Source organism: Brevibacterium antiquum, from assembly GCF_016107655.1.
GTDB classification, from domain to species: domain Bacteria; phylum Actinomycetota; class Actinomycetes; order Actinomycetales; family Brevibacteriaceae; genus Brevibacterium; species Brevibacterium antiquum.
The window spans coordinates 87,282-100,865 of sequence record NZ_JABASX010000012.1 but is presented as its reverse complement, the minus strand read 5'-3'; the positions used below and the strand labels follow the sequence as shown (position 1 = coordinate 100,865).

The 13,584-nt window shown below is 57.7% G+C and carries 14 protein-coding genes; 12 read left to right on the top strand and 2 right to left on the bottom strand.

The genetic code is table 11. The features are described 5' to 3' along the window. Positions 1-369: 369 nt before the first annotated feature. The 6 genes from JFC13_RS17880 to JFC13_RS17855 all read left to right on the top strand — a co-directional run bounded on the left by JFC13_RS17880 (position 370) and on the right by JFC13_RS17855 (position 4,860). Positions 370-1,527 carry a 3'-5' exonuclease family protein gene (locus JFC13_RS17880; protein WP_232488764.1) on the top strand — a complete coding sequence of 386 codons (1,158 nt, stop codon included), beginning with the start codon at positions 370-372 and terminating at the stop codon, positions 1,525-1,527. A gap of 6 nt (positions 1,528-1,533) precedes the next feature. Continuing rightward, positions 1,534-1,779, top strand: a complete 246-nt coding sequence (locus JFC13_RS17875) for a hypothetical protein (protein ID WP_198398400.1) — start codon at positions 1,534-1,536, stop codon at positions 1,777-1,779. A gap of 52 nt (positions 1,780-1,831) precedes the next feature. Continuing rightward, on the top strand, positions 1,832-2,605 hold the full coding sequence (locus tag JFC13_RS17870) for an HNH endonuclease family protein (protein WP_198398399.1): 774 nt from the start codon (positions 1,832-1,834) through the stop codon (positions 2,603-2,605). Positions 2,606-2,752: 147 nt separating this feature from the next. Continuing rightward, the gene (locus JFC13_RS17865; RefSeq protein WP_198398398.1) at positions 2,753-3,139 is read left to right on the top strand and encodes a hypothetical protein; all 387 of its coding nucleotides are present in this window, start codon (positions 2,753-2,755) and stop codon (positions 3,137-3,139) included. A gap of 278 nt (positions 3,140-3,417) precedes the next feature. After that, positions 3,418-4,044: a hypothetical protein gene (locus JFC13_RS17860; protein ID WP_198398397.1), complete on the top strand. Its 627-nt coding sequence runs from the start codon at positions 3,418-3,420 to the stop codon at positions 4,042-4,044. A 66-nt stretch (positions 4,045-4,110) separates the two neighbouring features. Then, a complete protein-coding gene (locus JFC13_RS17855; protein WP_198398396.1) occupies positions 4,111-4,860 on the top strand; it encodes a DUF4352 domain-containing protein in 750 nt (249 codons plus the stop codon). A 1-nt stretch (position 4,861) separates the two neighbouring features. On the opposite strand, the gene JFC13_RS17850 is transcribed toward JFC13_RS17855, so the two are convergent. Then, positions 4,862-5,032 (bottom strand): hypothetical protein, encoded by a 171-nt coding sequence (locus JFC13_RS17850; protein ID WP_198398395.1) that lies wholly within the window; start codon positions 5,030-5,032, stop codon positions 4,862-4,864. 234 nt (positions 5,033-5,266) lie between these two features. Here JFC13_RS17850 and JFC13_RS17845 point away from each other — a divergent pair, with 234 nt between their 5' ends. From JFC13_RS17845 to JFC13_RS17835, 3 genes are all read left to right on the top strand, one after another. Continuing rightward, positions 5,267-6,163: a hypothetical protein gene (locus JFC13_RS17845; protein WP_198398394.1), complete on the top strand. Its 897-nt coding sequence runs from the start codon at positions 5,267-5,269 to the stop codon at positions 6,161-6,163. Between the two features lie 8 nt (positions 6,164-6,171). Continuing rightward, positions 6,172-6,681 carry a hypothetical protein gene (locus tag JFC13_RS17840; RefSeq protein WP_198398393.1) on the top strand — a complete coding sequence of 170 codons (510 nt, stop codon included), beginning with the start codon at positions 6,172-6,174 and terminating at the stop codon, positions 6,679-6,681. A gap of 256 nt (positions 6,682-6,937) precedes the next feature. Continuing rightward, positions 6,938-7,255, top strand: a complete 318-nt coding sequence (locus tag JFC13_RS17835) for a helix-turn-helix domain-containing protein (RefSeq protein ID WP_198398392.1) — start codon at positions 6,938-6,940, stop codon at positions 7,253-7,255. Positions 7,256-7,771: 516 nt separating this feature from the next. Here JFC13_RS17835 and JFC13_RS17830 read toward each other — a convergent pair. Beyond that, positions 7,772-8,974: an IS110 family RNA-guided transposase gene (locus tag JFC13_RS17830; protein WP_198398391.1), complete on the bottom strand. Its 1,203-nt coding sequence runs from the start codon at positions 8,972-8,974 to the stop codon at positions 7,772-7,774. Between the two features lie 1,149 nt (positions 8,975-10,123). On the opposite strand from JFC13_RS17830, the gene JFC13_RS17825 reads away from it, so the two are divergent. From JFC13_RS17825 to JFC13_RS17815, 3 genes are all read left to right on the top strand, one after another. After that, positions 10,124-11,143 (top strand): variant leucine-rich repeat-containing protein, encoded by a 1,020-nt coding sequence (locus JFC13_RS17825; protein ID WP_198398390.1) that lies wholly within the window; start codon positions 10,124-10,126, stop codon positions 11,141-11,143. Between the two features lie 651 nt (positions 11,144-11,794). Next, complete coding sequence (locus JFC13_RS17820) at positions 11,795-12,241, top strand: hypothetical protein (RefSeq protein ID WP_198398389.1); 447 nt, start codon at positions 11,795-11,797, stop codon at positions 12,239-12,241. A gap of 113 nt (positions 12,242-12,354) precedes the next feature. Further along, entirely contained in the window at positions 12,355-13,572 is a 1,218-nt protein-coding gene (locus JFC13_RS17815; RefSeq protein WP_198398388.1) for a hypothetical protein, read from the top strand. Positions 13,573-13,584: the final 12 nt, after the last annotated feature.

Sequence of the window (13,584 nt, the reverse complement as noted above, 5' to 3'; positions counted from 1 at the left end):
TAGGTTCGTGAGTAATGTAGTAATGACCGATCCAGTCACAAAACAGCCCACCTGATCTGGGCAAACGAGTAAAAACCGCTACTACCGGCCCCGTAGCAACACGAAGTAACGGTAGTCAGCCCCCGTAGTAACCACCACCAGAGACGCTGGAGAAGCGCCGCATGAACGTCCCCAGCCATTGCAGCGGCGCATCGTGACGACGACCTGACTTGTAGCCACGTGGCGCCTCGATCCCAGGCTCGAATGCTGCTGACGTATCTGGCTTCTTGGAGCCAGCCGCGGTCGACGGTGAGAGATTGCGCCGAGCCACGGGGCTGCCCCAATACTGTTTTGGCTGACAGCACGCTTCACCCCTAGGAAGGCATCGACATGGGCACCATCGCCATGACTGCACAGACACACTTTGCATGGATTTCGACGACCGCGGTTTCATCATCGCCAACACCGATCGCGTTGAGGATCGAAGTCACGAAGGGATCCGACTTCGCTCCCGTGGCCGCGACGACCGTTTTCATCAAACCCGACCGAACGGTGCCAGTCTCGGAAGTCATTGCCAACCTCAATGATGACGAAGCGGCAGCTCTACGACCCAGCGGACTCCTCGACACATACTTTTCCGACCGAGCGCCATTGCCAGCAGAGGCCGACGCCACACTGGCTTCCTTCATCGATGATCTTGGCGATATCGGGCATTTGTACTTGGCCGCCTCAAATGTCTCATCACTGCGGAGTGAGCTTGGGACCAACTTTCCGGAACTCTTCTCGCGTCTGCACTACCGCAGCATCGACGTCGACTCAGTCGAAGCCTTCACTTCGATCTTCTTCAACAGGGCTCGGCCTCGATTGGTCGAGGGTCCAAGGCTCGTGGATCCAGAGACGGCCATCGCAACCACTCGTCGTGCGGTAACCAACTGCCGCACCATGTGGCAGTTCCCGACGAATCCCTCCTACACCGACGAGAATGCCATCGTTTTGTTCACTGATGTGGAGACTACGGGACTGAGCCACCTGGATGAGGCGTTGCTCGAAGTGGGCATGATCGCCACCCGCGGACCCGCTATGGAGGAGATCGGCCGTTTCCAGACACTCCTGCGGCCTCAAGGACTCGAGCCGGAGACTATTGTTGCCGACTTCTCCGACTTCATCGCCGACATGCACTCCACATCGGGATTGACTGCGGACTATCTGGCCGGCCCCGTACCGACCACGGTCGAAGCCGACAAGGACGTAGCCGAGTTCATCACATCCTTGCCTGCCAAGCCGGACTATTTCGGTGGGGCATCGATGACGTTGGACAGAAACTTCCTCTCGGCCAACCTCGACTCCTACCAGCTCATCCCTGCCGTCAATCTCGATGCCACATCGGTGACAACAATGGTCAGTACCCTTCTCGACCCACCAGATGTCGCCATGGGCACCGTCCACCGTGCGATCGATGATGTGGAGTACAACATTCGCCAGTTCACCTCGATGGCTAGGGCGCTCAATTCTCAGGCGTCGGCCATAATCGATTCAGGGAAGGAATGAGCCCCCATGGACTGCCTCAAAGACTTCATTGCCATCGCTGACCGTCTTGCCTTACACGGTTGGGTAAAGCCAACGTTGAAAGCTCGACTGGACCAGTCACTGACTGCCGTTGCTCCGAACGACCTCGATGCAGACTCGAGAACCTGGATCAAGGAATCAGTGACCCATCCGGGCGCCCTCCAGCCGGTCCTGTGCGCCATCACAGCGATCAACACGAGGGCCGCCAACCTCGCAGAGGCTGCGACGACCTAAGCACCTGAACTGATGTGGGGACCCATGTGAGCTCCCCACATCAGTTGCCAGTATGAGAAAAGCAATCTTCACCCTCGTCGCCGCGGCCATCGCCGCATTCTTCATCTACACGAACACGGACATCGTCGACGCCGGCTCCAACGAAGCCGCAGAAGAAGCAACACCAGCCGGGCCCCGAGTCTCGGTCGAGCTCAACGACCTCATCGGCTCCGACGGTTCGGCCACCATCGGCACAGTTGATCGAGACAAGGCCACAGCCCTCATTGCATCGTTGGAGACGTCAAAGGCCGCCTCGATGAAAGGCTACGACCGTATCCCCCAGTACGGGGACTGGTTGACTGGCGACGACTCCTCGGACCCCTCGTTCTGTGGAGACACACGCAACGACGTTCTCAACCGAGACTTCGACGACATCACCTACGTACACGACGACGATTGCCAGATTGCCACAGGCACCCTGGCCGATCCATACACCGGCGAGACCATCGATTTCACCCGCGGACCCTCCACATCCGCGGAGGTTCAGATTGAACACATCGTCTCCCTCGGCTACACCTACCGCATGGGCGCCAAGGATTGGACTCAGGACAAGCGCGAAGCAATCGCGAATGACCCCGCTAACCTCATCGCCGTCGATGGTCCAGCCAACCAATCCAAGTCCGACCTCGGGCCCGAAGACTGGATGCCGACCGACTCGGGCAATCCCGCCTATGACTGCACATTCGTCGCCCGATACGCCTTCGTCGCTGACAAGTACGAGCTTCCCGTGACGCCAGCTGATCGCAAGGCCATGACGTCAACGATCAAGGCTTGCGAGAACAACTAGCGGAGGTTCGAGGCTGGTCAGCGGTAGACGAGTCCCTTTTGTTTCGACTGCGAGCAAGATCGGCGCATAGACAAGTAGAGCGGCCGGACTGCTCTCGCGATAGCCCCGGAGGCAGAGTCATTTTCTGGTCCACACCCGATGGAAGGCATGATCATGGAAGACCCGACCACCTCACTCACCAGTGCCGAGCGCGAGAAACTCTTCAACCCTGCTGCACACGTCGACTCTCCTCCCCTGGCCTGCCAGTCAGATAAGGAGATGTCGTCATTGCAGTCCGCTCTGGATTTCCTCACTCTCGGTCAGCGTGAAACGCTGGAAACGATCGTCATGAACATCGCCAATGAGCGGGGCAACCGAGCCCTTGACACCATTCGCGAGGAGATCACGAGAACCACCGAAGGTCTGCCCGACGACCAGTCCACGCTCAACGGTGTCAGCGACCCTGTCAACTCTGCCTTAGTTATCGGTGACGAATATGCTGATGCCATCGACGAAGCATTCGAGAGCCGTTTGCCGCTTCTCGGCTGTTGGTAGAAGTCCGTCGCTATCGCCGATGGGTTAAGGCGAAACACGTCGACTCCTAAGCAGATGATCTAGGTCCAAGTCTCGGGCGGAGACACGCGAAAGGTACAGACTGTCGAGAACGGGTGGCTGACTCATTTCGTTGATCGCCGCACGTAGTGAGGGTATGAACAATCTCAATCGTGTGCAGTCGGGCGTTCCCGAAGGTGGACAATTCTCTGAGTCGGCGAAGTCACGTCCACAGGCTGGCAGAGCTCTCTGCGAGCCTGGCTGTTGGTGACGATGGCGATATGGACTTCGATGATGATGACAGGTTCTCGGTACGAGAGAACGTCGGACTCGACCGCCTATCTGGCGCCGACCGGAACGCGGCAGCCCAATTTCTCTCAGACGAAGACGGCTTCCGCCAGCGTCGCATCCGAATGAAGTCTGCCGCTGATGCAATGGCCGACATCGACCCACGGGTAAGGACCGTTCGTATCAGCATCGATGACCCGGACCCAGGACTGTCCACCGCCACAGTAGTGCGCGCATTCAATGATCGTGGCGAGAATCTGGGACTCGACGTCGGACAGGAGCAGCGCCTCAACGCCGAGTTAGCTCATGCCGGTTTCGATGCTGAGGACGTTCACACTTCGGTAGGAGAGTACGTGAGAGGACCATCCCCGTTTCGACGGGCCGATGAGAGCAACCAGCACACGTTCTTGGTATCTCGCACGCGAGAGCTCGACGATCTGTCGGCGCAGTCGGCCATCAACCGAACTGAGAATGTCTCCGCAGACCTGTGTGATCGGCTGGAGGACCCAGATTCCGCATTCGCTTACCAACCAACTGATGCCGGAGAGAACATGTATCTCGTCCACTGCTCAACTGACGGCCACTACTCTCTACTCCCCACGCTCCACCTCTGCACTTGATAACAAATTGAGAACTTAACTAGATTTCGTGCCGACTACTACAAATGTTAGGCATAAGCTCCGATCATGCCTAAGAAATTCCTCGCCACACTTGCCGCCGCCATCGCCCTCACTGGCTGCGCTAGCAACAGTTCGTCTCAAGTCAGCAGTCCCTCCACTTCTGCCGAGCAAACCGAACCAGCGAAGGCTACAACAACTCCACTGAGTCAAGCGGAATGGGTCGAGCTCTGTGGGCCGGATGGAACTTCACCGGACGATCCTCAGTGCACAGCCGATATGAGCACGGGCGACGAGGAACCGATGGAAGGTTCCGATTTCATGGAGAAGCAGGGCGAGTGGTTCATCTTCACAACCACAGACGACGAAAACGTACTCGAGAAGTGGGACGTTCGAATCGACACCGTCGAACTCACAGTTGTTCTCCCCAAAGCGAAGTCCAATGAAGGTTGGGACGGAGGTGAGGAGATTCCTGAGTACGTTGATGCTACTCCTGCTGAGGGCAACGAGTTCCTACATGTTGAGTACACCGTCAAGAACACAAATAGGCAGCCGCTAGATCTTCCTCTTGAGCCGTCCGTACAGTTCAGCGACGGCGAAGTGTTCGCTCCCCTAGGTGAAGATGCCAGTGACTACACGTGGAACCTCAACCAGCAACATGTAAATCCGGCCGGAGATACTCAGAACCCTGGCACAGAAGCTCAGGGAGACTTCGTAATCGAGATTCCGCAAGGATCTGAGATCGAAGCTCTAATCATCACCGACGCATTCATGGGATCCAGTGCCGAAGCGGCAATCGCGATTGATCCCATTTCGTAAATCATTTCCCCATCCACCACACATCGTCCGGTCGCAACCACGCGCCGAGAGCCGAGCAGCGGCGGTCCTTGAGCTCGACGAAGATCGCACCGTCGAAACCCTGTCGGGTCGCCACGCCGTCGACGCCCTCAACGCCGTCACGCTCCCACTCGATGCGGGCACGCACTGGCATTGGTGGGCGGTCCTGGTACGAGCCGCGGCCGCCGGCTGCGTTGTGGATACCTTGCTAGCAGCGCCAGGTGGCCGTGCCTTAGCAGTCGGAATCGGTCATGCGTTCTATTATGCGTCAGGTGCAGTCTCGACTCCATAACGAATTTCAGTTGAGGCTCAGCTCAGTCGGCCCCTGACGGCTGCGGCGCTTAGCATTCCATTGGATGACCGTCTGGCATAGAAGCGAGGAAACCGAGTGGCCCCGAAGAAGACAAAGACAGTCCGGTTCTTTCAGCTTGCCATGCTCATAGGTGGAGACCTCAGCTACCCGAACACTTTCGATTGGACGCCGATCCTAGACAACCTCCGAGCTCGACGCGGAAAGGACCGCAAGATAAAAGACATTTGGTTCACTGCCGACGATAATGTTCAAACTTTCGGAATTCACAATCCAATTGGCAATGACTTCATGAGTAGCATTTCCGAGGAGGACGGAACGATTGAGGATCACTTGGCCGAAGAGGGCGGGGAAAAACTCGCCTACTCGACGGCTGTCATCCCTTTTCCTGGAACTCGGTTCTTCGCCACGGTGTATGGCGCCGCGCACTCCCCCAAGCAAGGCAGGGTCGCCGACTTGGCAACGACAATTCGGCCTCTGGCTGACGGCGCATTTTGGAAGGTGAAGCCGATTGTTGACCAGCGCAAGATCGAACAGTTGCGGGCTGCAAGGGGAGTTCTTCGTTTTTCCTCGACGTTCTCAACTCAGCGCGACCTCTACGATCCAAACGAGACTGACGCCGGTCCCGCAATGATGGGCGATGCGATGGCCGACAGCCTTGGAGGCGACCTTGAGTTGTCGCTCGATCTAAATCTGACGCCATACTCGAGGCAACGCCTGCCAGTTCTCAAGCGGTTTAAGGACTCGATCATCAAGGAATTGCGTTACCTCGCGGGATCCAAAAGCAACGCTGAGGCTACGATTATCTCGCAAGACGGCCAGGAAGAAGTGATCAGTCTCGTGGAGAAGGATCTTGCAATGGACTTCGTTCTGGACCTCGAGGACCGCCCACCGCGCTTTTCGGAACTTCGAAAGCTTCTTGAAGACAACCGCGCTAAGCTAGAGGAGACGCGAAAGCAGACGATCGATGACTAGGGGGCGTCATGGACCGCAAATTCTCCATACGCGTGCTGGACGTCTGGACTAGACGACCCGTTTCTGATTTCATACTTGCCGTCCTGCTGGCCGTGGCCGTATTCGCTTGGTGCCCGATCCTTATTGACGACGGGGCTACACGCAATACCCTTTACACAGCAGTTGCCGCATTCTCCGGCATCATTCTCGCCGCTTCCACCTTCGCCGCCGGCCTGCTCTACAACTCCACGGCGAGCTTGGTTGTTCATGTCCGAAAACTCTATGCTGCAGAAATCCGTAGCAACTGGACGCTCATTCTGGTCTATTGCTTCACTGCAGGTCTGGCTTCGATTGCGGCGTTTGCCGTAGATCAACTCAGCATGCACTTCACTGATGCGCTGGTGTTCGGTTCTGTCGTTCTACTGGCCACCTCAATGAGTCGAGTCATCTTCTGGACTCGATTCGTTCTGTTCTCTTCTGAGCTAGATACGCACAATCGCATCGTGAAGGATATTCCTTACCGCGACGCACCTCAGTAGATCGGCTCAACGCTTACACCAAGAATAGATGGCCCCGACCCCACCGTGAGGTGAGGCCGGGACTCTGTTGCGACTGCGTGCGTTAGTCTGTTGCCATGCTCTCAACGCCGAGCCCAGTATGAGCGCCTGCGCCGTCGTGTGGTGTGACCGTGCCCCGGTGGCGCGTGGGCTGTGCAACCGCTGCTATGCGAGGTACAAGCGCGGCCTCGGCCCAAACGAGACACGGCGGTACACGACGCGAGAGACTAAAGACCGTGTGCGTTATGAGGTCACGGCACGGCGCGAAGCGGATGAGTCTATCGCCGACATTGCCGCCTCGATGGGTGTCAATGAGTCGACGCTGGGCAAGTGGTTCCGGGAATGGGGTGTGCGGCCGGCTGTTGGCACACACGGGCGCTCTCTGGCGCCGAACCGGTGGAAGCCGTGGACACGTGAAGATGCTGTGGTCGCGTACACGCGCACGGACCTGTCGATCGCTGAGCGTGCTGCGATGCTCGGTCGGCCATACAGGGGCGTCGCTGGTTTCGTCCGCGACTACCGGCAACGATCGACCGACCCATACGGGATCAAGTAAGCGCGAAAGGGCACCATTCCGACGAGCGAGTGATGGTCTCCAAGTAGGCAGCGGCAGTATAATCTAATCCCGGCGCCGACCAGCATTGGAGGATGAAGCTCATGGCAATTCCACGCGATCAATTCAAGCTGGCTATTGCTCTGGCTGCCGCAACGGCGATGATGGCTGGCATCACCACTATCATCACCTTGGCACGCTCTCGTAGGACTGTGGGAGACCATGAGTACCATCCCTGGGACCACACTGTTTCGCCCTCCGACAGTGCCGCGTAGTCTCGAAATAGTCTTGAGAACGACAAAGAGGCCCTCGGTATAATAAGTGGCCCATTCGAACTGTAAGGGTGAATTATGGACCTGACTCAGAACAGCCAAGACGAGTGCACTCTCCGCAACAACGATGGCACGGTTGTATATCACGTTGCCATCAGTGGTGACGTGTTCAAGGACATTAATGTTCCGGAACTTCAACCAGCCCAAGACATCCAGTTTGAACTTGCTCCGCCCGTTACATTCATTGTCAAGCAGCAGCCGGGGTCTTCTGTTCATAGAAGGCCCCGTGCTTGACCATTGCGAACAGAACATTGAGCCGACGACGTGCTAGGCACATGACCGCCGCGTTATGACGTTTGCCCTCGGCTCGTTTCCGTTCGTAATAGGCCTTCGACAACGGGTCATGACACGACGCAATCCATGCTGAATGGAACAACGCGTTCTTCAGCCGTTTGTTACCCGCCCGCGACGGGAACTCACCCCGGATCGACGTTCCCGAACGTCGAGTGACCGGAGCAATCCCGGCATACGCGGCCAAGTGCCCAGGAGTCTTGAAAGCAGAGAAATCACCGGCGGATAGGAGGATCTGGGATGCGGTCTTAACGCCGACTCCCGGCATGGACGTTAAGACCTGAAGAAGAGGGAGCGAATCAGCCAGCTCCTCAGCCTCTGCCTCGATCTCCTTACGTTCGGCCTTCAACGCCTTGATCCGCATCGCGTGCCGCGGCACCACCGACTCCGACGCCGCGGTACCCGGCACAACGACAGTCTGTTCAGCCAGGGCATCAAAGATGGCGTCGATGAGGTGTGATGGGTCTTTTCGGGTGTGGTTCTTCGCCCACCGTTTCACCCCAGACTTCCCCGCCGCACGTAGCCCGGCCGGGCCCCGGTAGCGGACCAACAGATCTAAGACAATCGTCCTGGTCAACACGGTGCCTTTGAAGACACGCTCCAGCGCCGGATGGATCTGGAGCAACAACGACCGTAACCGGTTGATGGCTCTCGTGATGTCATGAGCAAGGTCCTCATCCGTGCCGGCCAGGACCTTGAGATTAGCCAGCACGTCGGACTCACGGTCCACTGATCGCAGCGTGTGTGGCATCGTCCTCGCTGTGTCGGCGATGATGAACGCATCCCGGGCATCGGTCTTCGCCTGCCCCGGATACAAGTCAGCAGCCTTACGCATCGCCAACCCTGGAAGATAGGCAATATCGGCATCACAATCCCTGGCCACGGCCACCGGCAGCGCCCCGATTGTGTTCGGTTGATCGACGATCACCAGCACGCGACCGTACTCGTGTTGCAGGGTAGTGATCACGCCCCTCAACGCGGTCTCATCTTGCGGGAGTTCATGGTCATAGACCCGCTCTCCAGATGGGTCGAGTCCGCACCCGTGATGGTTTGTTTTGCCGACGTCGAGTCCTAACCACACGTCGTATTCGGTGTTCATGACAGTCCTCCTCGACCATCCAACCAGTGGTCGTTGGTTGTCATGACACCCGATGCTGGCACCCACGTTACGACGAGACCTCAGACAAAGCTGGGCCGAGCCCCTATCAGCAGTCAACGCGCGTCCTGGATTCCTGGCGGCAACACCCCCCGGATCATTCGTGACAGGGCAAGACAGCCATACCAGGACCAGCGACCAGACCCCGTTTAGGGCCTGTGAATAAATATAGGGGCACCCCCCTACGGCGTTCGGGAGAGTTGCGAGTCACGTGGGAAACGCACCTCGGAGAAAAGCAAGTGCTCAAGCAGGCGCTTCACTAGGCAACGAGGAATCGCACAAACCCCGCTGCGGAGTGAGGCCGAGACCAAAGCAAATCCGTGGTTTCTTTGCATCGGATACAATGGTGTACTTTGGGACGACCAGTACCTGACCTAGAGTTGATCCAAATATCCGCTTGAATCTGCCTGATGGAGAGACGGGTTGTATACGCTCCTCAATAATACCGAGGCCTCGACGTTCGACCTATTCTTGGCGGGTAAACGTGTGGCTTCGTTGCATTACACGTTCGACTCATTTGAAAATGAGTTCCACTTCTTCTATTGCGAGTCCATTGAGGAGAAAGACACGGACAAGCATCGCCAAGAGCTCATGACACGGGCTATCGCTGAGGCTCGGCGTCGTTGGCTCAGGGTGAATGTCACTTGCCCTATTGGACTCGCGTACATGGAGCTGGGCGCGTCGTAAATGGCAATAAACGTAACATGATCACGATCAGGTCGACGTAAGCTACTGCGACAAAACGTGCGAAATATCCAGCATTTGCTGGGCGCCTTTCAACTCCTCGGGCGGCGCTCGAACCCGATTTCAAGGTAGGACATCCGACAACAACGTTTACGAGGCCATTAACGAAGTCACGCGAGGAGATCGGGCGACCTTTGAGATCACCGACATCGACGCCAACGGGGCGATTACCGCAGGCGGCAATGCAATCGACTCTCCCGTTGGGCTTCAGACGTTCAGTCCTCATGAGGTGAGGTTGGACCGTACATGGGTTCAACGATCAGCACGCCACCACTCGATCAAGCACTTTGGAGTGCCACAGGATGAGAGCTGAGGCCCACTTGGGGCGTTGCCGCACGTATTGAGGGTATGAGCAACCTCAATCGCGTGCAGGCGGGTATCCCCGAAGGTGGACAGTTCTCCGAGGCAGTGAAATCACGTCCAGATTTGCCGCCATTGGATGAGAACTTAGCTCAGACGTGGTCTCGGGAATATGTGCCCTCTGCCGATGCTGATGCGGCCATGGGCTCGCTGGAGACCACGATTGCTCAGATGAGTGATGAACAGCGCCAGGAGCTCTTGGAGACTGAAGAACGGGCCCTGGCATCGACTGACCCTGAGGAGCTGGCCCATCTGGCCTCCCACCCGTCCCCTCTGGTGCGTGGCGCCGTCGCTGCCAACGAGTCGATGGATGAGCGGGCACTGGTGACGATGCGCGATGACCCGGACCCATTCGTGAGGGTCTCAGCGCTGGAGAATCCGAATATGAGCGACCACGCGGTCATCCAGTACGCGAAGACTCGAGCCGGTGACGACGAGCTGCGAGCCTGCCTGACCGGACGAGTGGAGAACTCAAATGTCGCGGCGGCGGTGGCTGCCAACCCGAGGACTCCTCCAGAGACCCTGTCGCACTTGGCTTCGATCAGAGAAGACTCTGTTCAGGCCGAGATTGCTGCTAACCCGTCTGCGAGACCTGAGGCACTGAACTACCTCTCAGCCCACCCGAACCCATCCATCCGTGCCGCTGTGGCCGCCAATCCTCACGTCCCTGCGAGAACGTTCGGCACCCTGGAACGCGAAGGCGACCCCAACGTTGCCGGAGTCATAGATGCTCAACGGCGCAGCCACGACTCCGCTTTCTATGACGGCAGAGACGTCTACGAGGCCAAAGCTTGGAATAAGGAGCAGAAGGCCTACCGCAAGCATGTGAAGAAGATGGCCAAGCGCGGCCTCGATGAGAAGGGCCAGCCGCTTCCGCAATCCCAGCTGGGTAAGAGCCGGCGTCGTGGAGGGAGGTTGGGACGCCGCGTTGTCTCCTACTGGGTGCTGCGCGGCTCCTACGACATTCTGCGCGGGAGCGTGAGGGCAACTATGCGAATGTTCAAGTAGCAGGAGCGAACCACGACCGGATCCCACATCTGACGATGGCGAGAAACACCAGACCATGGTCTCGAGGAAAAGGTATTCCCATGGCGTGCACGCCGAAACCAATCCGTAGACAGAACAAATTACTCACTTCCCAGATGAGGAAGCATCAGCGCCAGTGTCCGGAGGCAGCGGTGGTTTTGATCGATGAAAGCTGAATTGTGTTCGATGGCTACCGCAGCGCACTTTTTGGAGAAGATGAAGCGCGAAAGGCGAGGCAGTGATGACACCCAGCTGCATCGTCAAGCACTGTCTCCAGTCGTCCAGCGGCTAACCGATCTCCCCTAGGGAGCTGTCGAGCTGACGGGCGAGAAGGGCGACCCTTAGAGCCAGGACAGATCCCCACTCCTGAATGAGGTAGGACGCAATGCCTTATTACTTCTAGGAGAAGATCATGCCTACCTGTCACAACTGCGACCGCGTGTACGAGTCCAATGGGATCACCAGGCATCGGATGGCTCACCAGCGTCGCGGCGAAACCGTGATTGTGACGATGCGCTCCGGTACGTGGGAGTACCCGCCTCTGCCGGCAACTCAGCCGGACTCAACTTCTATTACAGATGCCGACAAGTCCGATGAGCCCTGAAAGCACTCAGATTGAGGAGAGTACCGCACGTGCACACGCCAACGATCATCCTCTCCCAGGCGCAGACCGGTAATGGTTACTGGCAGCAGCAGTGGGAGCAGGCGGTGAAACAGGCCACCGATCTGAACGCAATCCTGCCTGCGCTGGGCCTCCTCGCCACTGTCGTTGTCTTCTTCATCTTCATTCTGCCGCGCATCGACTCCGGTGATGGCCCGCAAGTGATCTGCGCGTTTTACGCCCCGGCAGTCGGGCTCTTCGCCGCCTATCTGACGTACTCCACTGAACAGATATACCAGTTGGGGTGGATAGTGGGACTGGCAGTGATCACCGGCTCTGCCGTCATTGCGATTGCCAGCGTCATCGCTGATCGTCGCACGCCGAATTGGCACGAAGCTACACGTGAGGGGATGCAGAACTCCGTCGATGGAAATCGTTGGGGATGCACAAGGAGCCATCAACATTCCCCACGACAATGAGATTTGAAGGACGGCGCGTGTACTCCCATGCGCGTGCCGTCCTTCCTTTGTCCGTAGCTTCGAAACACCCGCCGTGCGCCACGCCACAGACCCAGCTCGGTAGACAGCGAAGGATGGTTCGCGTTTTGAAAATAAGGAGCGCGGGCTGTCCTTCTACCAATTTATGCAGAACCACGATTAGTAGCGATCTCTATAGCTGGTACGGGCGGTCAATCAAGCGTTCTCCTGCCTCTGACCGCCCGTCTCTCATCACCGCCCATTCGTTGCGCCGGGCAAGCCACATCGGATGGGCGGTGATGTGTCTGCTCGTTGCCGCACGTATAGAAGACATGAGCAATCTCAATCGCGTCCAGTCCGGCATCCCCGAAGGTGGCCAGTTTTCGGAGTCATCGAAGGCCCGACCCAGTATCGAAGACCTCGGCGGTTTCTACGACTCTTTCGCTGAGGCTGGCCAACCAGATCTCTCGACAGATAGCTTCGACGGGCCCGAGGTACCACTGCGTCATATTGCCAGTGACTCGGAGTCTCTGGCCGGTAGTAACCTACCCGGCAAGCACCCCGACAACCCCAATGCCATCAACCTGCCCGGATACGTCCACCCTCAGACTCGCAGCGCATTCTTCGACGCCCAGTGGGCCTTCGATAGTGGCGAAGATCGACAGGCAGCTGCCGAGCATTTGAAGTCGCGCTTGCCGAGTTTGAACGATGACGAGCGCCAGAAGGTCCTCGATCGCTACCTGTTTGCCGTCAACAACTCGGAGCTGGGCGAAGACGGCGAGATCATTGCACAGGCCGTTGAAGATAACGACGCCAAGATGGGTATTCTCAACGCCGCGCAGGCACCTTTCACCCCGACCGGAGCTTCCACCTCAGCCAACCGCTATGGCTACCAGTCCCCCGCGATGTACGGCAACAAATACGACAGGACGATGTCGACGACAGAGGCGGCCAAAGCCATCCGGGCAGACATCAAAGAGGCAGCGGCGACTGGATACTTGCCCTCCGATCTGACTTACAGCGTGCGTAAGTCCAGTGCATCAGCACTGAGCATCGAGGTTCAGGGGCTGACCGATGACCAGATCTATGCGCCGGTCGATGACATGGAGCCGGCATATGTGGGCAGGCGTCAACGACCGGAAGCAGTCGAGCTCCAGGCACGCATCGACTCAATCTCGAACTCGTATCGCATGGATGAATCGGACTCGATGACCGACTACTTCGAGACAAATTTCTACGCCTTCTCCCGCATCGAGGATGAAGACTCTGCCCGCTTCCGCGAGGGTGAAAAAGAACGATTGAAGGCAAACCGCCTGACCAGATTGGGCAAATAGGGCACAATAGAA